The 24708-nt window shown below is 53.2% G+C and carries 20 protein-coding genes; 7 read left to right on the forward strand and 13 right to left on the reverse strand.

The features are described from left to right. Nucleotides 1-33: 33 nt before the first annotated feature. The gene (locus BMW93_RS14830; RefSeq protein WP_090377369.1) at nt 34-1137 is read right to left on the reverse strand and encodes a FecR family protein; all 1104 of its coding nucleotides are present in this window, start codon (nt 1135-1137) and stop codon (nt 34-36) included. 55 nt (nt 1138-1192) lie between these two features. Further along, nucleotides 1193-1771 (reverse strand): RNA polymerase sigma factor, encoded by a 579-nt coding sequence (locus BMW93_RS14835; protein WP_090377372.1) that lies wholly within the window; start codon nt 1769-1771, stop codon nt 1193-1195. A gap of 190 nt (nt 1772-1961) precedes the next feature. On the opposite strand from BMW93_RS14835, the gene BMW93_RS14840 reads away from it, so the two are divergent. Continuing rightward, a complete protein-coding gene (locus BMW93_RS14840) occupies nt 1962-2318 on the forward strand; it encodes a helix-turn-helix domain-containing protein (RefSeq protein WP_090377375.1) in 357 nt (118 codons plus the stop codon). 224 nt (nt 2319-2542) lie between these two features. Continuing rightward, a complete protein-coding gene (locus BMW93_RS35440; RefSeq protein ID WP_177194092.1) occupies nt 2543-2689 on the forward strand; it encodes a hypothetical protein in 147 nt (48 codons plus the stop codon). Here BMW93_RS35440 and BMW93_RS14850 read toward each other — a convergent pair. From BMW93_RS14850 to BMW93_RS14870, 5 genes are all read right to left on the reverse strand, one after another. Further along, nucleotides 2686-3420, reverse strand: coding sequence for a tRNA threonylcarbamoyladenosine dehydratase (locus BMW93_RS14850; protein ID WP_310590240.1), 735 nt, complete (start codon nt 3418-3420; stop codon nt 2686-2688). The two genes, BMW93_RS35440 and BMW93_RS14850, sit on opposite strands and share 4 nt — an antisense overlap. Then, nucleotides 3417-4091, reverse strand: a complete 675-nt coding sequence (locus BMW93_RS14855; RefSeq protein WP_090377381.1) for a TatD family hydrolase — start codon at nt 4089-4091, stop codon at nt 3417-3419. Before BMW93_RS14855 ends, BMW93_RS14850 begins: the two co-directional genes overlap by 4 nt. A 10-nt stretch (nt 4092-4101) precedes the next feature. Then, on the reverse strand, nt 4102-4506 hold the full coding sequence (locus tag BMW93_RS14860; RefSeq protein ID WP_143061655.1) for a hypothetical protein: 405 nt from the start codon (nt 4504-4506) through the stop codon (nt 4102-4104). A 72-nt stretch (nt 4507-4578) separates the two neighbouring features. Then, nucleotides 4579-5295, reverse strand: a complete 717-nt coding sequence (locus BMW93_RS14865) for a LytTR family DNA-binding domain-containing protein (protein ID WP_090377388.1) — start codon at nt 5293-5295, stop codon at nt 4579-4581. Next, nucleotides 5292-6776: a sensor histidine kinase gene (locus tag BMW93_RS14870; RefSeq protein WP_177194093.1), complete on the reverse strand. Its 1485-nt coding sequence runs from the start codon at nt 6774-6776 to the stop codon at nt 5292-5294. The genes BMW93_RS14865 and BMW93_RS14870 overlap by 4 nt, the downstream gene beginning before the upstream one ends. A 204-nt stretch (nt 6777-6980) precedes the next feature. Between BMW93_RS14870 and BMW93_RS14875 the strand changes: the two genes are divergently transcribed. The 4 genes from BMW93_RS14875 (at nt 6981) to BMW93_RS14890 (ending at nt 13029) form a co-directional block, all read left to right on the forward strand. After that, on the forward strand, nt 6981-7877 hold the full coding sequence (locus BMW93_RS14875; RefSeq protein WP_090377393.1) for an ABC transporter ATP-binding protein: 897 nt from the start codon (nt 6981-6983) through the stop codon (nt 7875-7877). After that, nucleotides 7871-11404, forward strand: a complete 3534-nt coding sequence (locus BMW93_RS14880; protein WP_143061656.1) for a M1 family aminopeptidase — start codon at nt 7871-7873, stop codon at nt 11402-11404. Before BMW93_RS14875 ends, BMW93_RS14880 begins: the two co-directional genes overlap by 7 nt. Before the next feature lie 60 nt (nt 11405-11464). Next, nucleotides 11465-12310, forward strand: coding sequence for a helix-turn-helix domain-containing protein (locus tag BMW93_RS14885; protein ID WP_090377399.1), 846 nt, complete (start codon nt 11465-11467; stop codon nt 12308-12310). A 68-nt stretch (nt 12311-12378) separates the two neighbouring features. Next, nucleotides 12379-13029 carry an HD domain-containing protein gene (locus BMW93_RS14890; protein ID WP_090377402.1) on the forward strand — a complete coding sequence of 217 codons (651 nt, stop codon included), beginning with the start codon at nt 12379-12381 and terminating at the stop codon, nt 13027-13029. Here BMW93_RS14890 and BMW93_RS14895 read toward each other — a convergent pair. The 5 genes from BMW93_RS14895 to BMW93_RS14915 all read right to left on the reverse strand — a co-directional run bounded on the left by BMW93_RS14895 (nt 13006) and on the right by BMW93_RS14915 (nt 22103). Then, nucleotides 13006-14094, reverse strand: coding sequence for a nitronate monooxygenase family protein (locus BMW93_RS14895; protein ID WP_090377405.1), 1089 nt, complete (start codon nt 14092-14094; stop codon nt 13006-13008). The two genes, BMW93_RS14890 and BMW93_RS14895, sit on opposite strands and share 24 nt — an antisense overlap. 90 nt (nt 14095-14184) lie before the next feature. Continuing rightward, nucleotides 14185-14763 carry a Crp/Fnr family transcriptional regulator gene (locus tag BMW93_RS14900; protein ID WP_090377408.1) on the reverse strand — a complete coding sequence of 193 codons (579 nt, stop codon included), beginning with the start codon at nt 14761-14763 and terminating at the stop codon, nt 14185-14187. A 50-nt stretch (nt 14764-14813) separates the two neighbouring features. After that, entirely contained in the window at nt 14814-17306 is a 2493-nt protein-coding gene (locus BMW93_RS14905) for a hypothetical protein (RefSeq protein WP_090377411.1), read from the reverse strand. 42 nt (nt 17307-17348) lie between these two features. Then, entirely contained in the window at nt 17349-19019 is a 1671-nt protein-coding gene (locus tag BMW93_RS14910) for a RagB/SusD family nutrient uptake outer membrane protein (protein WP_090377414.1), read from the reverse strand. Nucleotides 19020-19043: 24 nt separating this feature from the next. Next, the gene (locus tag BMW93_RS14915; RefSeq protein WP_229240442.1) at nt 19044-22103 is read right to left on the reverse strand and encodes a TonB-dependent receptor; all 3060 of its coding nucleotides are present in this window, start codon (nt 22101-22103) and stop codon (nt 19044-19046) included. A 183-nt stretch (nt 22104-22286) separates the two neighbouring features. Between BMW93_RS14915 and BMW93_RS14920 the strand changes: the two genes are divergently transcribed. Beyond that, nucleotides 22287-23624: a hypothetical protein gene (locus tag BMW93_RS14920; protein ID WP_229240444.1), complete on the forward strand. Its 1338-nt coding sequence runs from the start codon at nt 22287-22289 to the stop codon at nt 23622-23624. Nucleotides 23625-23686: 62 nt separating this feature from the next. Here BMW93_RS14920 and BMW93_RS14925 read toward each other — a convergent pair whose 3' ends face one another. Beyond that, nucleotides 23687-24565, reverse strand: a complete 879-nt coding sequence (locus BMW93_RS14925) for a DUF4349 domain-containing protein (protein WP_090377420.1) — start codon at nt 24563-24565, stop codon at nt 23687-23689. Between the last annotated feature and the right edge of the window lie 143 nt (nt 24566-24708).

Genomic DNA, 24708 nt, shown 5'->3' on the forward strand with positions numbered 1-24708 from the left:
GACCTTGATGGCAGTGTTCCGCACTGCCATTTTTCATTTACTGCAACCCTGGCCGCTGACGACGATCTGTCCGTCGACGATCTCGTAACCGGCTGAAACGGTTTTGCAGAGAATGCTCAGTTTGTCATACATGCTTTCGTTAGAGAAAGCCACCGTTATTTTGCAGGTCCAAAAGCTGTCGGCGTCGAATTGGACGGGGATGCCGTACGATTTTTCGATATCCCTCAATATGACCGGCAGCGGTACTTCATCGTATTTCAAAATGTTTTCGACAGATACATCCGGCAGTTTTTCAGGGTTTTCGACCACCGTTTTCGAAAGCTGGTTGGCACTTTTTTCAAAAACCGCCGCCTGATTGGCCGTGATAATGAGACCCTTGATTTCCGTTTCCGAAGGCTTATCGACATACACCGACACCTTGCCCGTCTGCACCTGCACGGTAATGTTCCGGTCGTCGTCGAAAGCGCTCACCACGAAGCGGGTACCGAGCACTTTGGTGACTACCTTGCCGGTGTGCACCATGAACGTCTGCCCCTGCCTTTTCACCGAAAAAAGCGCCTCGCCGGTCAGGTACACGATCCGCGCCCCGTCTTCAAATTCCGAGGGATACCTCAAACTGCTTTGCGGGCTGAGTGTTACCTCGGACCCATCCGGCAAATTGATTTTCAATGGCTTATCGCTATCATTTTGCGTCGTCACCAGGTTAGGCGGGCTCGTGCCGGTCGCCGCTATACCCGGCTCTGTTTCATTGTTCTGATAATAATAATACCAGCCTATGCCGGCACCCAAAACGAGCATTGCAGCGGCTGCTATCAACCACCTCTTCCAGAAAACGCCGCGGCCATTGTCCTCTTCGTCATCATCCGAAAAACCGATTTCCAAATGCGCTTCCCCACCGCCCAGCTTTTCGATAAATCGCTCTACCTCAGCGCGAATCTCCTTTTCGGGCAGCCATTCTTCCGCCACATTCGCCGCGCGGATTAAATGCTCGGCTTGCCGGAATGCGTCCTGCCGGTCGGGGTATTTTTCCAGGAAAGAAAGCCAGAACATTTCCTGTGTGCCCTGGCCCTGCACCCACTTCCGGAAGCTGTCATCTTCCAGAAAGTCTTCAACGGTATACGATTCGTAAGACTTCATTCCGGTTTTAGTTCTGTTACGTTATACACTATACGCATTTGATTACCCAGCCCTGTCAGCTCAGGTGGTAATGCTTCCGCAGGCTTCCCAGCGATTTTTGCAGGAGATTGTAAACAGATTGTCTGCTCAGGTTCATGACTTCGGCGATCTGCTCGAAGCTCAGGCTCTGATAAAAGCGTAAGTAAATCAGCTCCTTCTGCCTCTCCGACAGGCTGTTGAGCACGCCTTCGAGCTTTCGCACCTGGTATACTTCATGTTCTTCGTCGATCAGCCGGAGGTCGGAAGAGAATTCCACCGAAAAAGAATATTCGTCCGAAAGCATCGACTGGTGTGTGACATGCTTTTTCGACAATTCACGTAAAATCCGCGTTTTGAGCGCCACGAGCAGGTAGGAACGTACATTGGAAACCGGCGCGGCGGCATTATCCACTACCGACTGCTGTGTTTTCCAGAGGTTCACGAACATATCCTGAATGCAATCCTTCACAAATTCACGCTCGCCGTGCAGCCGCAGGCCCCAGTGGAACAGGTCGGAATAATAGCCCTGCATGATGTTCGCCAGGGCGTACATGTCGCCCGAGCGGTAGTCGTTCCAAAGTTTCTGAGCTTCATCAGGAGTAATGCGTGGTCTCATCTCGTGGTAGCTGTCACTTTTTCTAGATGAGACTCATTTTTGAAATATATACCCCACTATTTTCATCTTTTTTATTAAAATAATACAGAATGTTTTTAGAAATGCTTGACACTACCTGATGCAACCGTGTTGACAAGCGACCATTATCTCCGTAAATTGTGAGTAGCTCCTATATAAATGAGCCGAAACTATGAGAAAACTTACCTCGACGAATTACTACAATCAGACGTTCCTTGAAGAGAAATGTACATTGAACGAACTGATTAACCTGCTTAGCAAACGGTGGCTAACCGAAGTGATGTTCAGCATTGAAGAAGGCAACAACCGTTTTTCTACGCTGAAAGAAGACCTTAAACACATTAGCGACAACATCTTAGCCGATCGCCTGAAATTGCTTGAACAGCACAAACTGATCATCCGTAACGACAATTTCCGCGAGGTACCGAGCCGCGTCGAATACACGCTGTCAGACACTGGCGCGAAGCTCTCCGAGCTCCTCGATGGCCTCTGCCATTTCTCGGAAACTGAAATGGAATTCCCCGAATAACAACTTGCTTAAAGACCGTCCGCCCGGTCTTTAACAATTGTTAACAGTACTTCGGAAATTGTTAGTGCTCAATCCGTGGCCCTCGCCGTCCACTAAACAGTCTGTGCCTTCCACACATCCGATTATGAAACGCGTCTGAAATATTGGTATATTCTAAAATATCGCGCATGCTATTCCTCAACTGATAGAGCGTGTTCAAGTCGACTTATTTAAGCAATCCGACCATGATAGATTTCAAAAAAACAGACGAGAGGGACCTTGTACTCGTCGACAGAAAGCTGACTGATAAGGAAGAAAAAGAATTCAGCGCCTTTCTCAAATCGCGAAAACTATCTTCCCAAAAAGACGCTGCCGTAAAAACCGCGCATTAATAACTCGCTCCAATCAAATCCCGCAGCACCACCGACGCGCAGGTTGCGCCGAAAGTGGCCGGTAAATAGGGCATTGTACCGTAGGCCGACTTTTTGTAGTTGCTACCGTCCGTCAGGATCAGCGATTCGCGGATTTGCTCTTCGGTTGAGAATACGGCCTTGATCCCTTTGTAGATTCCCTCCTTTTTGAGGTTTTTCCTCACCTGCTGCGCGAACGGGCAGTTGTAGGTCTTCGAAATATCGACCACTTTCAATTGCGTCGGGTCCATTTTCCCGCCCGCGCCCATTGAGCTCACGATGCGGATGTTGCGCTTGTATGCCTGCGTGAGGAACGTGAGTTTTGGCGTGACGCTGTCGATCGCATCCACAATGTAGTCGTAATTGGACGTATCCAGGATTTGCTCCACGGCGTCGGGCGTTACGAAGCTTTTCATGACATGCAAAGTAAGCTCGGGATTGATGGCTTTGAGACGCTCGGCCATGATATCTGCTTTGCTTTGGCCGTGATTGGTGGCCAGTGCGGGCAGCTGCCGGTTGCGGTTGGTCGGGTCGACCACGTCGCCGTCCACGATGGTCATGGTCCCTACTCCGCTGCGACATATAAATTCGGCTGCAAAGGAGCCTACGCCACCCAAACCGATCACCAGTACATGCGCCTGGCTGAGTTTCACCAGGTTATCTCTTCCAACCAACAATTCCGTCCTGGAAAGCCAGGAAAAATCCTCCATCATTGTTTAAATACTTTGCCAAAATTCGATTCGAGCTGCAAAACAATCTCTTTTTCGGGAATATTCCGCAGCCGTGCGGCGGTTTTGTAGATTTCGCGGATGTCTGTGGGGCTGTCGTCGGTTTCGAGGAACAATTGCTCTAACGGAACGGCTCTGAAAGTATCTAAAATGGCCGCATTAGGATGTAGCAATGTTTTTCCAAAAGAAAGGAAATAGCCTGCTTCGATCACCGGCCGGATCAGCGAAAGGCGGTTATTGACGCCGTGGAAAATCACAGGAACGCTTGTCTCCCTCAAAAATGCCAGACATTCCTGAAACGCCTTCACACAATGGATCACCAGCGGCTTTCGCAGCTCCTCCGCCAGTGCGATCTGCCATTCGAATGCGCGGCATTGGGTATCCCAGTCCGTAGCCGTGAGCTTGTCAAGGCCGCACTCACCAATCGCAATCACCTGTGGTTGAACAGCATACCTGCTCAGCTTTTCAAAATCATCGGCAAGTGTTTCAGGACGGATGTACCACGGATGCAGCCCGGCGCTTACATATCGGCTGCCGGTAGACTCTCCGAAATGGCTGTGGCGGTTTTCGATAGCAAGTATGCTCGGGTTGCCTGGCGACGGTTCGCCGGGCGACACGTCGCCGACCGGGACATGGGTATGGACGTCCAAAAACATATCAGACCGTTCATTCAAACGGGTTAACCGCGTACATCAGATTCCTCGCCGATATTTCATGGGACTCGATATGCGTCTTGCCTTTGTAGTTCCGCACCCGTAGGTTGTCTTTTCCTTGATAAACAAATGAGAGCATAGCCACCGGCTGGCCGATATTGAACATTTTGGAGCCTTTTTCGGTGTAGGCTTCTGCAAGTTCTTTTAACAGAACGGCATCGGGAAATTCGAGGCATTTCAACGTAAATCCGTCTATATCACCGTCCCAGTTCAGGTACAGCAAATGGCGCTGGCCGGGGGCTATTTCAAAGTAAAAGTTATACCGCGGCTGGCCGTCGAATGCCGGCGAAAGCAGCAGTTCTTTCGATTCAGGATAATAGGTTCTGATCTCGTCGCGTAAGTAATCGAGTGAATTCATGCTGGTACGTGGGTGGTGTCTATCGATTCGTGTATAAACAAATATATCCAGCCAGCGGTAAAATTTCAAGGATCAGCCAGGAAACAGTTTGATGACGTGCTTAAACGTTTTACCGAGCGGCAATACCTTTCCGTTGAGCAGCCGGATCGTATTGCCTTCGATATAATGCACAAACTTTTTATTCAATATAAAAGACTTGTGTATCCGGATGAACGCCTCGCCCGGCAGCTGCTCTTCAAAACTTCCCAGGGTGCGTTGCGTCAGCAGGAACTGGTCGCGGCCCCACACTTTTACGTAATTACCCAGGCTTTCAAGGTAGTACACCTCGTCGAGCTGCATCTGGACCAGCTTTTTGTCGGATTTGATATACAATGGCTCCGGCTCGTGCGGAGGCGCGGCCGGCGCAGGTGCGGCTACCACCTGCCTGCGCAAGGTATGCTGCTCCAATGCGCGGTTGGCGGCTTTCAGGAACCGGTCGAAACGGAACGGTTTCAGCAGGTAATCGACCACTTCGAGCTCGAAACTTTCCAGCGCGTGCTCTTCGTATGCGGACGTGATCACGACGAGCGGGCGCTGGTCGAGCGTACGCAGGAAATCCAGCCCGCTGAGCTTCGGCATACGGATATCCAGAAAAATGAGGTCTACCGCGTGGTGGTTCAGAAACGCGAATGCTTCCGTGGCGAGGTAGCATTGTCCGGCATTTTCCAGGAAAGGAATATCTTCCAGGTACCTCAAGATTATATCATGCGCCAACGGCTCGTCGTCGACAATCAGGCAGCGTAATTTCATAGCAGATCGATTTCCAGGCCGGCAACAAACACTCCGTCCCCGGCGCTGGTCGTTATCCGGTGCTTTGCGGGATAGAGCAATGCCAGCCGTTTTCGCAAATTAGTCAATCCGATGCCGGTATGCGCATCCGGTGCAGGTTCGAATGAATTTTCGCAGGTAAAACGCAGGGAATGCCGGTCGGCTTTGAGGCTAATGCTCAGGAATGCATCACCTTCCGCATTTTCCACCCCGTGCTTGAATGCATTCTCGACAAACACGATCAGCAGCAGCGGCGCGATCAGGATCGTACCATCCCCGATTTCTTCTTCAAATTGCAAGTCCAGGTTCCTTTTCGACCTGATCTTTTGCAATTGAAGGTAATCTCGTAGGTATTTAACCTCATCTTCAATCTTCACAAGCGGTTCTTTGGCTTTGTAAATTACATACCGCATGAGTTCCGAAAGCTGCAAAATGCTCTCAGGCGTCTGCTCGGAGCGTTGGAGGCTCAATGCGTAAAGGTTATTGAGGGTATTGAAAAAGAAATGCGGGTTCAGCTGCTGTTTCAGGAGGTCGAGTTCCGCCTGAGATTTCTCGTGTTTCAACGATGTGATCAGGCTGTTCTGCTTCGCCCATTGGATTGCCAGCAATACCGGAAGGCTGATCGCGAGCACCAATATGACCCCGAATGCATTCTCCGACACGAAAGGGTTGGTAGAAAATACATCGCCAAGCACCTTGCTTAGCGGCAAATTCGCAAGCAACTGCCCCCAGAATGGATAAAAAATACCGATAAGTGCCGCCGAACAAAGTACATAGTACAATATACCCTGCTCTTTCAGAATGCGCGGGACGAGCCAGCGGCTGTTGATATAAAAGAAAAAGTACCCGGCGAGGTACATGATCAGTAATTGAAGGGAATAGCTTAAAAATGTGGGAAAGCGAGTCACGATTTTGAAAATATGTATTTCAAAACCAATCAGTAACTGCTTGCCCGAATGGTACAACGGATTGCCGAGGCTCGACACCGCCATCGCACCCAGCAGCAATGCAAGCCCGGTGATGCTCACCAATACGGCCCTTTCCAGGCTCAGTTTCCGCACCCATTTTACCTGGTACAAACGTCCGAAATACTGGCTTTCCACCACCAGCACGCATTCCAGCGCCGCAATACTAAGCCCGCCGGCGAAAACCACCGGCCAGATCGGCCGACCCGGGCTTAGAAGTGCCGCCGAGAGCATTAACAGAAGCGGCAAATATCCCAAAAAGCACCCAAACCAGGCCATGCGGTTGCGTCTCGCGAAACGCCCCTCCCCGCTTCCCTCGCGCACCCACGTGACCGCGAGCACAGGCGACCATAACCCTGCCAAAGCGAGCAGAGAATGAAAATAGGCCTCCCAATAGTCGTCCCGGCCGATCGTAAACCCGACCGAAATCCAGCAGAACAGCCCCACATAAAGCCAGGTGTCTTTCCGGCGCGTCAATGCACCTATTACGCTTTCCATTGCCAACATCCTGCAAAGAAACCGGACGGCGAGCTTGCTGTCAAAAATTAATGACGACCGTCGCGATTTTGGTGATATTGGTAAAAAACACACAAATCGGGCGGACGAACGCTTTCGTCACACACCTGGCTACCTTGTTCATTATTAATTGAATACGGTGCCCGTGACATTCATATTTGAAGCCGGAACTTCAAAAGCCATGTCATGCAACGATTGAAAATTGAAAACCTCTCCAAAACCTACCCCGCCGGCGTCCGTGCCCTGGACGACGTGTCGCTCGAAATACCGAACGGCATGTTCGGGTTACTCGGCCCCAACGGCGCGGGTAAATCGACATTCATGCGCATCCTCGCCACGCTTACCCCAGCCGACAGCGGGCTGGTGATTTTCGACGGCCAGAATATCGCACGCGATACCACCTGGCTACGCAGCAGGCTTGGTTACCTGCCACAGGATTTCGGGGTATATCCGGGCGTTTCCGCTGAACATTTGCTAGACCACCTGGCCGTATTGAAGGGTTTGACTCACAAATCCGACCGGCGCGAACAAGTTGCGGCCCTGTTGCAGCGGACCAACCTCTACCAGTACCGCAGGCAGGCCGTAAGCACCTTTTCAGGCGGAATGCGCCAGCGGTTCGGGATTGCGCAGGCGTTGCTCGGCAACCCTCAACTGGTGATCGTCGACGAGCCTACGGCCGGCCTCGATCCCTCGGAGCGCAACCGGTTTCACGACCTGCTGAACGAAATCGGGGAACAGATCGTGGTGATACTCTCAACGCATATCGTCGACGACGTGCACGACCTTTGCCCACAAATGGCCGTACTGGCCGGCGGAAGGGTAATCCTCGAAGGCAAGCCCGAAATCCTTACGCATTCGCTGAAAGGACAGCTTTGGCGCAAAACCGTGACTCCGGCAGAGCTTACCGAATTGCAAGCCGCCGTCCGTGTCATTTCCACACGCAGGGTCGCGGGACGCATTCAGGTACACGTGTATGAGGGCGAGCGCCCCGGGGAAGGTTTCGAGGCATTCGATCCGGGACTGGAAGATGTCTATTTCGCCACGCTCGCGGGCATGGGGAGAAAGGAGGAGTTAACATGCTAGCCGCCGCACTCCGTTTCGAAATGGGTTACCATTTCCGGCAGATCACCTTTCGCGTTGCCGCGTTGCTCTTCCTGATACTGGGCATCATCATGCCGTTCGGTAACTTCGGTGGCGATGAAATACACCGGAATGCACCGCATGTGACCAATTTCATCATTTGTCTGCTGTCGCTGTTTACCATCTTTGTGAGCACGCTCGCCTGCGCGGCGGTGGTCCTGCGCGATTCGCAGCATCGCATGGAAGCGCTGATCTTCACGACCAGTATGGGCCGCCTGCCCTATTTCACGGTCCGGTTGACGGGACTCTTAACTACTGTTTTCGCGATCATTTGCCTCGCCACATTGGGTACTATGATGGTAACCTTTATGGCCCCGGCAGATCGACTCGGGCCTTTTCATTGGTCGTATTACCTGGCGCCATTACTGACGTTTGGCCTGCCGGGCGTCGTGTTTTGTTGCAGTATCGTGTATGCGACGGCGCTGCTCACGGGCAATGCACGACTGGTTTACACCGCCGGTGTTTTAATCTTCATTATCTATTTCACGGCCTCAATTCTGGGTAATTCACCGGTCATGGCCGGGTCTGTTCCATCGCCGGGCGGCCCGGGCTGGTTTTCAGTGCTGATCGACCCGTTCGGTCTGACGGCGTTTTTCGGAGAAACCATGAACTGGCCCCCATTGCGGCGCAATCAGGAGCTATTTCCGCTAACCCCGATGTTCATCGCCAACCGTCTGCTCTGGACCGCCATTTCCTTCGCATTGCTGGGGCTCGCTTACAGCCGGTTCAAATTCAGGGTTTTACTGGAAAAAGAAAATAAGACGAGCCGCGCGCAGCAAGCTGAGATGGCAAACGCTATCCCCTATCGCGTAATCGGCCATCGCATTCACGGGCAAAGCTATTACCGACTGGCATTCTGGCGCATACTCAGACTCGAAACAAGAACGCTTTTCGGGCCGGTCATAACGACCCTGATTTTTGCATTGTGGGTGTTTTTCAATGCCGTCGAATTGTTCGAAAACCTTTCCAACGGCCCTTATGGCGTACGAAGCTATGCTACGAGCGGAATCCTTACCGAGCAGCTCACGGCCGTCCGCCCCGCATTGCTGCTGATCATTTTTTATGCTTCCGAATTGATTCACCGGGAGAAAACAACGGGAATGCAGCCGCTGATTTTCTCCACACCGCTTTCGATGACGGTTTTTGCCACGGCCAAGTGCGTTGCATTGATCAGCTGGATAGCGGCGCTCATCACCGTTCATATTGCAGTCGGAGTAGCTGTACAATGGTTTTCGGGTTTTGCAACTTTTGAATGGAATGCCTATTTCTCGCTCTACTATTACGCGGGCCTGCCCCTCGTGCTGTATGCAGGCCTGATCCTGTTCGTCCAGACTGCCGTGCGCAACAAATACCTCGGAATGCTCGTCAGCGGGCTCGCGGTCGGACTTGTGATTTTTGGTCGAAAATTCGGGCTGGAAAGCTGCCTCGCACGCTTTGCCACCGCCCCGCGCCTTCGTTATTCGGACTTCCACGGATTTAGTCACAGCGGCGGTTCGTTTGGCTGGTATATGCTCTACTGGACGCTGATCGCGCTGTCGCTTGCGGCCGCCGCCACACGCTTGTGGCCGGGTAATGCGCGGGAGCGCCGCCGCGCCCCTATACGTGAGGGCCACCCGCATGCATGGCGGGCGGGCGCATTCATCGGGATTTGTCTCCTTCTGGCGATCGGAACGGGCTTTTACATACAATACCAAACAGGCCATTCCGCGCAAAACCGCACCGGGGCGGCCGATGCGGAATGGCAAGCGCGGTACGAACGCAAATACAAACCGCTCGAAAGCCAGCCGCAACCGGTTGTCACGGCTGTCGACCTGCATACCGACCTTTTCCCGGACGACCACTACTACACCGTGAAGGGCTCTATGAAAGTTAAAAACAACTCCGAAAAGCCCATTACCCGGCTGTATATCGGTATCGACCCGGACATCGAAATGCTGAAACTCAATCCCCAACACGCGTTGCCGGAATCCGTAGACAAAACCTTTGGGCAGCATTGGTACCGCCCCGACAAACCGCTTGCCCCCGGCCAGGAAATGACCATCCATTTCGCGCTCCGCGCCGACCGATCTGCATTTAAAACCTTCAACAGCGAGAATGCGGTGGTCAAGAACGGCACTTACATCGAATTGGAAAAATACCTGCCGCATTTCGGGTACCGGTCGGCCTACGAAATCGAAGACCCGGAGCAGCGGCGACAAAATGGCTTGCCCGCACGTAAGAGCCTAATTTCGACCGACCGTCAATATCATTTCATTCAATTTCAAAACACGATTTCCACCGAAGCCGGGCAGCAGGCAGTTACTGTGGGCACGTTGGTCAAAAGCTGGAAGCAGGCAGGACGCACCTATTTTCATTACCGGTCCAAAGAACCGATTCCGTACATGTTCGCATTAAGCTCCGCCCGCTACGCCGTAAAAACGGAACATTATAAGGGCACGACGTTCCGCATTTACCACCATCCTGAACATTCGCAGAATGTGCCGGTGATTCTGCTGGCCATGAAAGATGCCACCGATTACGGCAATGCAAACTTCGGCGCTTACCCACGCCGCGAGCTCACGCTGGCCGAAATCCCGCATTATCCCGGCTCCGCGACTGCCTATCCCGGCCTGATTTTCAGCCAGGAACGGGCCAATTTTCGCAGCAATTTCAGCGACGGCACGGGTTTCAATTTCACCTACGCCACCACCGCGCACGAAACCGCGCACCAGTGGTGGGCGGGACAGGTAGCGGCACCCGCAGGGCTCGGCGACGCATTACTGACGGAATCCCTCGCCAAATACACCGAGGCGGTAGTGACCGAAAAACGGCTTGGTAAAATGTACCTGCGTCCGTATCATGTGAAGGATTCCCAGCTTTATTTCGCCTACCGCAGCGCTTTCGGCGAAAAGGAACGACCGCTTTGGCAAACCACTGAACAACCTTTTGTCCACTATCAAAAAGGCGGATTGGCGCTATTTCGCCTCAAAGAAGTCCTCGGGGAAACCCGCTTGAACCAAGCATTGCGGGAGCTGGTCACGAAACATGGTTACCCACTACAAAAACCGGATGCCGACGACCTGATGGACGCATTGAAACATGGAGCGAATGCGGCGCAGGTACAACTGATCGACGACCTTTTCAAGAAGGTGATTGTGTTTGATAATGCTATTAAAATACTATCAAACAAACAATTACCTAACAATAAGCAGTTACTGACCGTTGAAATCGATGTACGCAAAACAGACGAAACATCCGGAAAACCTGTGCTGCTGCAACCGGGCGACGACATCGACATTGCGGTTTATAACCAGGACATCATGCCGTATACAGGGCTCCAAAAACCCATTTATCTGCAACGGCACCATTTTTCGAAAAGCCGGTCGGTGATCCGCATTGTGGTGCCGCGAGGGCCGGTGACGGTCATGCTCGATCCGTTGTCTTACATGCTCGATGTGAGCGATCGGAATAATGTCGCGGTATTAAAGTGAAGCCGGGCGGAACTTTGGAAAGTGGATTCGTCTTTTCCATTTATTACCGCTCGCATTCGCATGGAACTCGCATTTGAACAGGATATTAAGGACTCTTTTCGCGTCAGTCATTTCACGCAAAACGAAAGATTTACATCCATACCTGAACGCCTTACGTATCATCGGATCCTGTTTGCGGCAGCCGGGTCCGGTGTGATCGAGATCGACGATGTACGGTTCGAACTGACCGGAAAAACGCTGTTCCTGCTTTCAAAAGGGCAGTTATTAAGATTCCCCGAAACGACCGTATTGACCGGCTATGAGCTCAGTTTCGGCGATTGTTTCTGGGAAAAAGCGCCCGGCAGCGCCAGCAACTGCAAGGCCGTACTATTCAACAATGCAGCTGAAAATCAGCGGCTGGATGTAAACGAGGCTTCATTCACGGAATTAAGCTTTTTGTTTCAAACACTGCATCATGAGTTTGAAAAGAAAGACTATGTGAACAAAATCGACGCGCTGGCGGCCTATTTGAAAATCATGATGATCAAGATCGCGAATATCAATGCGGAGGCGGGCGCAGGATTTGACAATCACGAAAAACAGCTCTACCGAAGCTTTATCGAGCTCGTCAGCCGGAAATACCGCGAAATGCATGAAGTAGCCGAATATGCGCAGGCGCTGAATATTCCGGCGAGGCGGCTTTCGGACATATGCAGGCGTTGCGCGGGCAAGGGAGCGAAGGAGCTCATCAATGGACAGATCGTCGCGGAGGCCAAGCGGTCGTTGCAGTTTTCGTCGCAGCCGGTAAAGGAAATCGCCTACTACCTGCATTTCAGCACGCCCGAGCAGTTCAGCCATTTTTTCAAGAAGAATGCATTCATGTCTCCCCAGGATTACCGCACGCGCTTCGTCAATTTTGGCAGGTGATCCGCAGAATCTGACATTCCCCGGCGTGGGGCACAGACCTAATTTTGTAAAAACAAAAACACAAAACTATGTCTGTCAACGCATTGCAAACCATCGCGGGCATCCGCATACCCGATAGCAAGCTGGCCAACGACGCCACCGACCTGCTCCTCGAACACGGTACCGAGTTTATTTACAACCATTCATTGCGGGTATTCCTGTTCGCCTCGCTGAACGGTAACCGGGAAAAACACGAGTACGACCCCGAACTGCTCTACATCAGCGCCGTTTTCCACGACCTGGGCCTCACCCCGCATTACAGCAGCCCCGACAAGCGTTTCGAAGTGGACGGCGCCAATGCCGCCCGCAATTTCCTGAAAAGCAACGGATTACCCAAAGAATCGATGCAGCTCGTATGGGACGCCATCGCATTGCACACCACCATCGGCGTAGCCGAATACAAGGAGCCGGAGGTAGCATTACTGTATTCCGGCGTGGGGCTCGATGTGATGGGCGAAGGCTACGAACATCTCAGCACCGCCGACCGCGAGGCGATCATTTCCGCATTTCCGCGTAACAATTTCAAAAACAGGATCATACCTACATTCTTCTCAGGTTTTGCGCACAAAACGGATACCACATTCGGCAATATCAAAGCCGACGTATGCGCCTACATGATCCCGAATTTCGAGCGCAAGAACTTCTGCGACTGCATTTTACATTCGCCTTGGAGCGAATAGGTAGTTGGGCACTTCTTCCACGATCGTTTCAAAGAGCTTTTTCGCGCTGGTATGCTTCAATACCGGCGCGATCTGGCCGCCCCAGAACATGATCAGGTCGTATTGCTGCTTTTCGGTGGCGGCTTTACGGAGTGGGACGATAAACTGGTTTTGCAAGGGGAAAGGCAGCAGTTCGTCGTTATGGCCGGCAATCGTTTCGGTATAACGGCTGCGAATGCCCCGGCCCAGGCGGCCCGTCGATACTTTGGTCAATGTCGTGTAACGTGCGGCGTCGGAATGCAGAAGATTCCGGTGGTAGGCGCTCGCGCCGGATTCTTCGGTCGCCAGGAACGCGGTACCGATCTGAACACCTTCCGCGCCGAGCGTCAATGCGGCTGCTACACCCCGGGCGTCGGCAATACCACCGGCGGCTACCACGGGCGTTTTCACCTTGTCGCGAATTTGTTGCACGAGTACGAATGTGCCCGTGAGCGAAGCTTCGGCCGGTTCCAGGAACGACGGGCGATGGCCGCCGGCTTCGAAACCCGAGGCGATAATGACATCCACACCCGCATTGTCCAATGCAATGGCCTCGTCGAGCGTGGTCGCATTGCTAATCAGTTTAATGCCTTTTTTACGAAAATCTTCCAGGATCGTTTGCGACGGTACACCGAAAATGAAGCTGAAAACAGGCGGTTTGGCGGCCAGCAATGCTTCGACCTGATTTTCAAAACGCGATGGATAAGCTTTCGGTTTGGTCGGCAGCGGCGCGCCCAGCTCGTCGAAAAAGGGTTTTACGAGCGCGGCGGCCCTTGCGAATTGCTCGTCGGAAACTTCCCCGGCGGGAAAATCGCTGTCGGAGATCCAGAGGTTAATGTTATAGGGTTTGTCGGTAGCTTGTTTCAGTTCTTTGTCCAATGCGACGATTTCGTCGGGCGTGAGCATGTAAGCACCGTAGCCGCCCATCCCGCCGAGGTTAGAAACCGTCGAAACGAGTTTGACAGACGACAGATTGCCCCCGAAAGGGCCTTGCAATATCGGATATTCGATTCCCAGCGTGCCGGAAACACGGTTTTGGTTCCACATAATCCAGGTTCGCGGGCGGTAAGTGAAACCCGCTGCGCAAATTAAGCAGAGAAAATGATCGGTTTTGCGTGATCTATGTCACATTTTGCATTACCGCGAGGCGTGGTAAAGCCGGCTCACGGTCTCGCGCGATACGCCCAGGTACGAAGCGATGAGGTGCTTCGGCACGAGTTGGAAAAGCATCGGATATTGGGTCAGCAGGTCTTCATAACGCTGTTTGGTGTCGTTGGTCATAAACGAAAGCAGCCGTTTCTGCAAAGCCGCGAAGCCCCTGTTTGTACGCCAGCGGAAGAAATGCCCTATTGCTTCGACTTCGTGGCACATTCTTTCCCGGTCGTCCGCCGAAATCGATAGTACCTCCGCCTGGGATACGCAATCCACCATGACGGCCGCCTTGCAATGGTTATACAAAGCCATGTAATCCGACGCCCACCACGTGGGCATTGCGAATTGCAGGATGGTCATTTTGAGCTCGTCGTTCAGGAAATAGGTTTTCAGACAGCCGCTCAGCACAAAATACTCGCGCGTTACCGCATCTCCCTCGCGGATGATTGTCTGCCCTTTCCGGAATGATTCGCGTTTAAAGCAACTATAAAACCCGTCGAACTGCGCATCGGTCAGCTCGACGGATTTGGTTAAATGTTCTTTCAGGATTTGACGGGCGTCCATTGCGGATGTGTTTCAGTCCTGAAATATAAATGTTTGCCTGAAATTATAGGTTATCGGTAATCGAGCCAGGCTGTTGCTTTGCACGCTTTATCGGTTTTGAAACGAACCCACCGGGCGGAGAAGTTTTGCGGAAATGCGAATGAAACGGTCTGTCCCGGCTTCACTATGAATGACTTATAAGTCATCCAGGGGCCATTACCGATCGGATCGACTTCGAGCGTAAAAGTCACGGCCTCCTTCGCATCGTGCGAAAGTTTCAGGCTTTTTTGATCGTAAAAACCGATCAGATAAGGGTCCGAACTCTGGCCCGCATTCACCTGTGTGTCTTTCCAAGGGCCGCCATGCCCGGTCGGTTTGCCGAGTTTCCATAGATCGTCAATCCCGCCAGCCCATACCGCCGCTTTTTTGTCCCCCGAAACAATGATATGCTCGCTGTTCTGCATGGCTTTCGGGTCGATACCGGTCATCACCAGCAAGCCGCGGTAGGATGCATAATCGTGAATGCGCAGGTTGTGCGAAGAAACGGGGCGGATTTTGGCATAACCATCGGCATTCTCAGCCGGTAACTCGTAAAATGTGCCGTGGCAATTGAAAAGGTCGCGCTCCGTAGCCACCTCGCGGCAAATGCGCAGCGAAGCCTGGTTGGTGAGGCCGGTGAATGCGTTATTACCCAGCGGTAACCGCCACCGGCGGCCCTTATCGTCCACCACCAGCACCGACGATGCCTCCACGGTTACGACCTGTTTAGGAATAGCGAACTTTGTTTGGATAAATGCATGCATTTTAGTGTCCTCCCGGCGGGTGAGCTGCATATTACCGTCAAGTTCGTAATAACCTGCGTCTCCGGGCTTCGTTCCGTTGAAATCCGTCGCCGCCAGACCCAGCACCCGCCTGTTTTCGCCCAGCCCGTACAGTAACCCGCCGTGGCTGGCAGTCGCGCCCGCATTGCTCAGCCCTTTGAAAATCACATCCGGCGCACCCGCGCGGCGGTCATCCGAAGTGTAAGTAAAATGAACCGTCGCCTTCGTGGCCTTGTCGGGCCTTACCCGAACCCATTCGCCGGCGTCGGCATTGCTGAATGCCGCATTCGAAGCCATTTTAGCACCGACTTTCAAGGTTTTCAGCACCGTCCATTCTCCATTACCCTTCTTATCCACTTCCAATACAAAACCCGTTTCAGTATCGCCCTCGTTGCGTATCCACACCGCGCGGTGCGCCCATCCGGCAAAAAGGAACGGCTCGGAGGTTTGTCCGGCTTTCACAGGCTCATTCAGCCACACCGAGCCTTCCGCCGAGTTGGGTCCCAGCTGGTCGGGCAGGTTAAGAGGAGTAAACCAAAGATTGGAATTGGATTGTCCGGGACCTTCTATTCCGCCCTTGGCCTTGCGTTTGTTCAAAAATTCGCGCTGGGCGGAATCGTCGCAGCCGAAAACAAGCTGCCCGTTCCAGCGGGTGAAATCTCCGATTACTTTCAGATAGGCCGAGCGCGGGCGGATACCGGCGCTGTTCTGCGAGTTGAACTGCCCCGGAAATTTCCAGAACATGCCGTGCATCGTCATCAGGTAATCGGGCTGCTGTGTGGTACCTACGTCGCGGATACGCGGCCATTCGGTATTCCAGCCGTGTGCGCCGTCGTAGGCGTGGCTGGCTTTCGGCAGGCGGTAAAATGTCCATTTACCATGATCGCGTACACCGAGCAACACCGATTTATGGTCCCAGCCGGTAGCCCAAATCGGGTCCGTAACAGGGTTCCGGTTGCCCTCGATGCCCCCAGGCCCGGTTACTTCCACAAACTGGTTGCGGCGGACCACCTTCCAGTTCTTCCCGTCCCATTCCGACAGCGACCCCGATTCTATATCGAACTGTATTTCAGCCTTTTTACCAGGCTCTCCGTTGTTGGAATACACCGCTACGCCTTGCCCCGAATAGAAGCCCTTCCCGTGCGTGCCCGGGAGCAAGCCCTTGGTTTGGTAAGTCGCTTTGTTCGTTTCCTTGTCGCGGTCGACGTTGCCGTCTTCATACAGCATTCTGGGAGCAAGCGTTTTTACATCCACTTCATAAAACCCCTCTTCCATTGTGCCGTAGAGGATTTTCCCGGCAGGATCGGTGAGGTGTCGGGCATTGCCGGTATGGCGGCCGGGCATTGCCGCGCCCGCTGCCCCCTTGTAGGGAATCGTGCGCACTTCGCCTTTGCTGTTGATGGCATACGGGCCGATAAAAAGCTGGTTGCTTTCGCGGTGGATCATCCGGTTGGCGGGCGTACCGCCGATGCTCTCGGGCCGGACAGTCTGTTTCAGGTCGGGGCCGATCTCGTACAGCTTGTCCGAAGAGCCAAACGGCAGGTGTGGGCCGTAAGTAATTGCCCAAAGCTTCCCGGCCCAGGGCACCACCGCCCCGGTACCGCATTCACCTTCATTGTTATACATGGCTAAATGGGGATAAATACCGCTGTATGAAGGCTGTTTGGGCTTTTGCGCAAACGTCGGCTGCGCGATACACATCACGTAACCGGCCATCAGCGCCCACACTCGATTTCTTTTCATCGTAAGACTCATAGGTTTGAAAATCAACAGGAAAATTTAAGATTAATATCCGGCATTCTGGGTGATATTCGGGTTGACACGCCGCTCTACGGCCGGGATCGGCCAGAGGTACTGCCGGGATTTGTCGAAACTGCGCTGGGAGAGCACTTTTACATCGGTACCAAAGGCGGTATAATCGGCCAGGCCGTCGTCATCGAGCGGCGTCACACCGGGGAAGGGCCATTTGGCGCGGCTCTGCGCTGCCGGATCGGGCAAGCCTATTACCGGCGTCGACAATGCCTTTTCTGCCAGTTTCCACCGGATCAGGTCCATATAACGCAGCCCCTCGCGCGGGAACTCTACGCGACGTTCGCTGCGCAGCACTTTACGTAATGCGGCCGCATTGGTACCGGTAATGGCAGGGTAAGCATTGGTTTGCTCCACGCGCACCCCGTAAGCCCGCGCCCGAATCTGGTTAACAGCGTTCAAAACACTTTCATCGATCTCTCCAAGCTCCATTTTGGCCTCTGCGTACGTCAGGAGCATTTCGGCGTAACGAATGACGATCGCGTCGTTGTCCTCTACCAACCGGTCGGGCCAGGTCTGGTCGATGCCTTTTTTCCAAAGCAGGCCCGTGAAGCTCGCAAATGCGGCCACGGCACGGGTGTCTTTATTGGGTACCCGGCGGTTTTCCTTTGAACTGAACACTGTTAGGGAATCCGGGTGCGGCATGTAATTGTAGCCGAGCCATTGGGTGTTAAACTCGACGATGGTCGCCGTCAGCCGCGGGTCACGGTTTTTGAAAGGCGCTTTCGGATCGTACAAGGGCGACTCGTCGATCGGCTTCCCGTCCGTGCACTCGTAGGCGTCCATGATGTCGCGCGTGGGCAGTTGCGCACCGAACCCGCCCGCATTACGCGAGATATTGTCCTGCACATAACCCGCCCCATTGAAAACCTGTTGCTTTTCATCGCGCGGCACGCTGATAATGATCTCCTTGCTCGTTTCTCCCGCTTTTAAAAACAATTGCGAATAGCTGCCGTGCAATGCATATGCGCCCAGGTCGATCACCGCTTTGGAAGCATCGCGGGCGATCTCCCATTTGCCGGCATACAACGCAATACGCGCCTTGATCGCCAGCGCGGCACCTTTGGTCAGCCGTTTGGTTTCGGAAGCGCCGTAGGAAACCGGCAGGTTGGCAACGGCAAAATCGAGCTCGTCGAAAACGAATTGCAGGATTTCAGCCTGGTTCTTCCGGGCAACGCCGTAGGATTCTTCCAGCGCCACCGGTTCGGTGAGCAGCGGCACGTCGCCGAAATGCGTGATCAGCCGTGAATACTGGTAGGCGCGTATCAGCCGCATTTCCGCTTCGAGGCGGAGCATTACCTCTGCCGGCGTGTTTGCGGCGGCGCGCTCTTTGTTGGCAATGAACGAATTGACCCGGGCGATGGCTTTGTAGGAATTGAGCCAGAACGTTTGCACATTGGCATCGTCGGCATTCATCGTGCCACCGATCACGGCATTGGTCAGTTGCCCGCGGTGCCATTCGTTGTCACTGAACAGTTCGTTGTCGTTGCCCCAGAATGCAAGCCGGTACAAATCATTCACGGCGAGTTCGAGCTCTGTCTGGTTGGAATAAAATGTGCCGGTGGAAGCTTCCGAGAGCGGACTGAGGTCCAGGGTATGGCAGCCCGTCGCACCGGCGAGAAGCAGCAGGAATATCGTCTTTTTCATATGTTTTAAGTCAAAAAAGGGTTTCTAAAACCGGATGGTGGCGCCGGCCATGAAGGTGGCTACGATCGGGTACGAATAGCTGCCCGATTCCGGGTCGAGGTATTTGGGAAACTTGCTGAGCGAGAAAACGTCGTTGGCCGAGAGGTAGAGCCGCAACGACTGTACGCCGGTCTTTTTCAGCATATCCTGTTTCAGGGTATAGCCCATCGTGATATTTTTCAACCGGAAATAGGCGCCGCTCATCAGCCAGTAATCCGAAAGCGCGTAGTTGGCGGCATTGGATGTGCGCGAAAGCCTTGGATAGGTCGCATTCAGGTTCTGATCGGGCGTATTATTGTTACTCCAAAACTTACCCACCATTTCCGCGGGCATGTTACCGAATGCCTCCGCGAACGGCTGCGTTACCTCGGAGCTCAGACGCGCCAGCTTTTTTGCTACTCCCTGGAATGTCAGACCAATATCAAAACCCTCGTAATCGGCCCGCAGGTTTCCGCCATACAGGTAGCGCGGCAATGCGCCCCCGAGCAACACCTTATCGTCGGTCGTGATCTTGCCGTCCTGGTTCACATCGACGTAACGGACATCCCCGGGCTTGGTAGTCACATTCAGTGCCGGCGCTCCCTTGATTTCGTCCACCGTTTGAAATAACCCGTTTGAAATATACCCGAACCACTCGTTATACTGGCTGCCGTTGCGGACGATCTGGTCGCCGCGGAACTCGGTGCCCTTCAAATCCCCTACCGTCGATTTGGCATCGGACAGGTTGGCAGAAACGGAGTAATTGAGCTTGTTAATGCGGTCGCGCCAGCCGAGTTCGAGCTCCCAGCCTTTTACATTCAGCGTTCCGGCATTCTGGTTGGGTTTGTCATAACCCAGGTAAAGCGGGATATCGAGCGGCAGAAGGATATTGGTGGTGGTCTTTTTGTAATAGTCGGCTGCCAGCGTGAGACGATCGTTCAGGAACGAGGCATCCAGGCCGATGTCTGCCGTCCGGCTGGTTTCCCAGCTGATATTCTCCACCGCATAAACCTGCTGCGCACCGCCGGTGAGCGGTACCACGCCGCCATTCTGGTAAAACAATGCCGTGGAGAAATCGATGGTAGCCATGTAGGGATAATAGGCCGGGTTACCGTCCTTGTCGAGCAGGCGCTCATTACCCGCCTCGCCCCAGGAGCCGCGGAGTTTCAGGAACGACAGCCAGTGCGTGCTTTTGAGAAACTGCTCCTCCGAAATCGTCCAGCCAGCCGAAACGGACGGATAAACGGCCTTCCGGTACTGCGATGCAAACCGCGACGACAAGTCGGACCGGAGGTTTCCCTGGACAAAATATTTGCTTTTGAAATTGTATTGCAACCGCCCGAAGAATGAATGCAAGCCCGATTCATTGGCGCTGCCGTTGTTGTCGCGCAGCTCGGTGGAGCCGGAATTGAGGTAAGGGAAGCCCGTCAATGCAAACCCGCTCCGCGACGCGCCCAGCGATTCCTGCGAACGGTAGTTTTCCTCAAAACCCGCCAGAATATCGATCGAATGCATCGAATTGAACTCCCTCGCATAGTTCACCAGCACCTGTCCGTTCATCGTCACCCCTTCCGACCGGCCTTCATTCAGCACCGTCCGCGCCTGGTTCATTACGGTGCCTATGGTACCGTCGGGATTCGTGAATCGTATCTGCTTCGAGAAGTATTTGGTTTTATCAAAATCAAATACAGGCGCTACCAATGCGGTGAACGTGAGGCCGTTTACCGGCTTGTAATTAAACTGCATGCGGCCACCCAGCTGGTTGTACAACTGCCTCGTAAAGCCACCCTCACGGAGCTGCGCCAGCGGGTTCCGGCCGTCCTTACCCACGGCCAGCCTGCCGTTTTCATACACATCATCATAGATCGGCGGCATTACCCGGGCTTCGTAAATCGGGTTAAAAGTACTGTTCGGCAGTTCGTTGGCATTACCCTTGTTGGTAGTCCTTTTGTAAAAGACATCCAGGTTCACGCTGATCTTGTCGTTCACCTGCATATCATTATTGACCCGGAACAGGTAGCGGTCGTACGAACGGTTATCATAGAACGCACCGGAACTCGCGTACCCGAGCGATGCTTTTGTCTTGATTTTCCCGGTTCCCATTGTAAATACAAGGTCGTGGCGCTGGCGCGGCGCGCTCTTGCGTGTGAGGATGGCCTTTTGCCAATCGGTATTCGGGAAACGGTCGGGGCTCACGCGGTTGCTGTCCAGGTAGGAAGCAATGTAGGCGTCCGCAAACGGCCCCGCGGTGGCGCCGTCGTTGACGGCCTGCTCGTTGAAATACCGCATGTAATCCTGCACGCCCACATATGCGGGTGTAGCAGTGGCACGTTGCACGCCGTATTCATAGGTGTATTCCAGGCTCCCCTGCCCGCTTTTGGCCCGTTTTGTCGTGACCAGAATGACGCCCGCCGCACCCCGCGAGCCATAGATCGCCGCCGAGGCCGCGTCTTTCAGCACGGTAATGTTCTCCACGTCGCCGGGATTCACATTATCGATGCTCGCCACCGGCACGCCATCGACGATCACCAGCGGGCTGTTGGTACCGATGGTGGTAATGCCCCGGATAAGAATGCTCGACCCGGAACCCGGCGCGCCGCTGCTGCGGGTAACCGAAACACCCGCTACGCTACCCTGCAGGGCGTCCGACACCTGTAACGTCTGCCTTCCGCCCACGTCGCGCGCGCCGATCGACGAAATAGCGCCGGTGAGGTCCTTCTTCTTCTGGGTTCCGTAGCCTACCACCACTACCTCCGATAATGCATTATCGCTCTGTCTGAGGGTGACGTTCAACTTCGTCTGCGCACCGGGGGTAATGTCCTGGCTTTGGTAGCCTACAAATGAGAATGTCAGGGTAGCGGCCTCGCCATCGGGTAGCACAAGTGTGTAATCGCCATTTACGTCCGTCACCGTTCCGCGCTGGGTGCCTTTGATGACAATGCTCACGCCGGGGAGGTCCTTCGCGCCTTCGTCGGTTACTTTGCCGGTAAGTTGCCGCACCTGTGCCAGCAACGGTCCCATGGAGGCAAACAACAAGGCGCAGCCAAGTAGAATTTTTTGTCGCATATTTTTTTCCAATATTTAGGGTTTCATGCCTGCCGGGAACCCGGAGGGCGCACATCAAAAATTTGAGTGAGCAAATATAAAATTGGACAATACGAGGATTTTCAAATGCGCTTAGCCAGTTCGCTATCCAAAATTATGGACAACCTAAAAAGCTGACATACAGAAGTTTATTGTATGATTTCTATGGAGAATGGACAAGACAAGGCGAGTGCATTAGACCTCCTCGATCACTGTTGTCAACTCGTGGCCGACACTTACGGCAAGCCCGACAGTCCGGAATGGACAAACAGCGATTTCATCAGGCTCAGCAGCATCCTTTATAAAAAGACGCACGTGCAGATCAGCCCGAATACGTTGAAACGGATTTTCGGGAAAATTAAAACCGACGCGCGGTATTATCCTCAGAAAGCCACGCGTGATGCATTGGCACAATATGTCGGGTTTGCGGATTGGGACAGATTTGCGGACGCGCAGGCAAGGCAGCCCGTGAAAATACCTCAAAGGCCGGATGTTCAGCCCGTAATCCCTCCGCAGCCGGAAGCATTGGCCGTTCCAGCCCCAACGCCCAGGCGCAAATCGCTCAGGCGTGCGGCATTGATTGCTTCCATTGCATTGATCATCATGAGCTTCACCATCTGGCGCGGATTGGTGATTTTGCGGGACCAACAAGCGGACGTTACCCTGTTTTGCAAGAATCCAGAAGGCGAAAACCCGCATTCGGCTGTCTTCGTGCTGCGGACTTCCGGCAGCATTTCAGAGCTGGCCAGTGAATACGTCATTGAATATGGTGACAGCAAGAAAACGCATCTGAACGGAAAAGACAGCGTTTACTCGCATTACTACGAAGTGCCGGGGCGCTATTTTGCGGTACTAAAAAAGGCTGGTGTTCCGCTGGATACCGTACCTGTTTTCCTTCGCACCAGCAACTGGACAGCCACCGCGAATATGATGTACGATACCACGCGCGTATACCCGATCGAGACTCCCGGCTTGTTTTCCAACGGATACAACAGCATTAGTGCCAGAGAAATAGCGCGTGCGGGCGTCGATACCAACCGGACGTTTTTCGTAGATTTTATCAATACTCATATCAGCGGCATCGACGGCGACAATTTCGAGCTGCTCGTTAACGTCAAAGCCTCGCCACCTCGCCCGGGCGTGCGCTGCTCACAGGTACGCCTGACCGTATATGGGGATTCGTCCAATCACATGGTCGATATTATGAAACCGGGCTGTGTGCATTGGAGTAAATTGCAATTTTCGGAGTTAAAAAAAGACGGCCGCTCCGAAGGGCCTGACTTCCTCGGCGCCGACTTGACCGCCGGCGGCACCATCACAATGAAGGTCGTAAACCGCCGTGCGACATTGCTCATTAACGGCCGGGAAGCTTATAAAAACACTTATCAGAAAGCATTACGGCACATTTACGGGCTCGACATCATGTTTGCCGGGATAGGAACCGTGCGATCCGTGCAGTTAAAGGATTTGAAAACCGGAAAACAGTTTTCGGGGAATTTTTAGCGGGTCGAGTTATGCATTAGGGGACTGCTGCGGCCCCCAAATGGTTGCATGACGATTGCAATCTACGATAACTCAGCAGCTTCCTGCTTCCTCGCTCGTTTCCTGTTCTTTCTCCAATAACTAAGCGCTATTACCATGCCTATCGCCAGCAGTACAAACGGCCAGACCGCAACAAGTACGATTGTGAATGCGCGGAGGTTCCCCACTCCTTCCTGAAATGCATTGACAAGTTCGCGGAAGTACGGGTTGGACTTTCCGATGGGTTTAAAAAAGACGATACGCAACGTCGAATATTTAATATCGCCGTTCAGCTGCCGGAATTGCGCTTCGGCGGCCTCGATGTCAGTGCGGATTTCACCGAGCTCCCTCTCGATTTCCAGGATGTCCTTCACGGTGTTGGCCTTGACGAGTAATGCCCGATAGCGGTTTTCTATCTCCTTCTTCGTTTTCAACCTGGATTCGGCATCCACATATTGGGCGGTTACATCTTCATTGGAAATAGATTTTTGCCGGAAATTAGTCACGCCCTTGGTCACGGAGGTCAAAAAAGCGTCGAAACGATTGGCTGGGACGTGCACAATTATGATATAGCTGACAGCGTCAATAACGCGCTCTTCGGCATCTTTGCTCACATAAGCCCTATTAGCTTCCACAGACGCCATTATCGTTTTTCGTGTCGCGTCGGGATCGTCTGTGTCAAACTCAATGTTCCCCGTCTTGATGAACTTCTTGTCGGCAACAATTCCACCTTCCGATGCCTCCGTTTGCTCTCCCTCCTGGGGCGAAGGTTTGACGACGGCAATTAGTTCACTGGTTTTATGCTCTTCCTGCTTTACAGGCATAGCATCTACTGCGTACGCCATTGATTCATACTCGCTTTTCGGCCCGCTACACCCTGCGACCGCCAGCCACATGATCGAAATGGAGATAAGTCGTTTCATAGCTATTGTTATATTTAATTTTCTTAAATATATATATTTGCGACTAGTTAAATGCAATAGGGTTTTCTATAAATATTCAAATGAAAAAGCATAACAAAAAAAACGATGAACAACCGGCTCGAAGGGATGAACGCCAGGTGGTA

This window comes from Dyadobacter sp. SG02 (assembly GCF_900109045.1).
Taxonomy (GTDB): domain Bacteria; phylum Bacteroidota; class Bacteroidia; order Cytophagales; family Spirosomataceae; genus Dyadobacter.

Bases quoted from the DNA above. Each gene is read 5' to 3' on its own strand.
- BMW93_RS14830 (WP_090377369.1), bottom strand. From the start codon at position 1,137: ATGAAGTCTTACGAATCGTATACCGTTGAAGACTTTCTGGAAGATGAC.
- BMW93_RS14835 (WP_090377372.1), bottom strand. From the start codon at position 1,771: ATGAGACCACGCATTACTCCTGATGAAGCTCAGAAACTTTGGAACGAC.
- BMW93_RS14840 (WP_090377375.1), top strand. From the start codon at position 1,962: ATGAGAAAACTTACCTCGACGAATTACTACAATCAGACGTTCCTTGAA.
- BMW93_RS35440 (WP_177194092.1), top strand. From the start codon at position 2,543: ATGATAGATTTCAAAAAAACAGACGAGAGGGACCTTGTACTCGTCGAC.
- BMW93_RS14850 (WP_310590240.1), bottom strand. From the start codon at position 3,420: ATGATGGAGGATTTTTCCTGGCTTTCCAGGACGGAATTGTTGGTTGGA.
- BMW93_RS14855 (WP_090377381.1), bottom strand. From the start codon at position 4,091: ATGTTTTTGGACGTCCATACCCATGTCCCGGTCGGCGACGTGTCGCCC.
- BMW93_RS14860 (WP_143061655.1), bottom strand. From the start codon at position 4,506: ATGAATTCACTCGATTACTTACGCGACGAGATCAGAACCTATTATCCT.
- BMW93_RS14865 (WP_090377388.1), bottom strand. From the start codon at position 5,295: ATGAAATTACGCTGCCTGATTGTCGACGACGAGCCGTTGGCGCATGAT.
- BMW93_RS14870 (WP_177194093.1), bottom strand. From the start codon at position 6,776: ATGGAAAGCGTAATAGGTGCATTGACGCGCCGGAAAGACACCTGGCTT.
- BMW93_RS14875 (WP_090377393.1), top strand. From the start codon at position 6,981: ATGCAACGATTGAAAATTGAAAACCTCTCCAAAACCTACCCCGCCGGC.
- BMW93_RS14880 (WP_143061656.1), top strand. From the start codon at position 7,871: ATGCTAGCCGCCGCACTCCGTTTCGAAATGGGTTACCATTTCCGGCAG.
- BMW93_RS14885 (WP_090377399.1), top strand. From the start codon at position 11,465: ATGGAACTCGCATTTGAACAGGATATTAAGGACTCTTTTCGCGTCAGT.
- BMW93_RS14890 (WP_090377402.1), top strand. From the start codon at position 12,379: ATGTCTGTCAACGCATTGCAAACCATCGCGGGCATCCGCATACCCGAT.
- BMW93_RS14895 (WP_090377405.1), bottom strand. From the start codon at position 14,094: ATGTGGAACCAAAACCGTGTTTCCGGCACGCTGGGAATCGAATATCCG.
- BMW93_RS14900 (WP_090377408.1), bottom strand. From the start codon at position 14,763: ATGGACGCCCGTCAAATCCTGAAAGAACATTTAACCAAATCCGTCGAG.
- BMW93_RS14905 (WP_090377411.1), bottom strand. From the start codon at position 17,306: ATGAAAAGAAATCGAGTGTGGGCGCTGATGGCCGGTTACGTGATGTGT.
- BMW93_RS14910 (WP_090377414.1), bottom strand. From the start codon at position 19,019: ATGAAAAAGACGATATTCCTGCTGCTTCTCGCCGGTGCGACGGGCTGC.
- BMW93_RS14915 (WP_229240442.1), bottom strand. From the start codon at position 22,103: ATGCGACAAAAAATTCTACTTGGCTGCGCCTTGTTGTTTGCCTCCATG.
- BMW93_RS14920 (WP_229240444.1), top strand. From the start codon at position 22,287: ATGGAGAATGGACAAGACAAGGCGAGTGCATTAGACCTCCTCGATCAC.
- BMW93_RS14925 (WP_090377420.1), bottom strand. From the start codon at position 24,565: ATGAAACGACTTATCTCCATTTCGATCATGTGGCTGGCGGTCGCAGGG.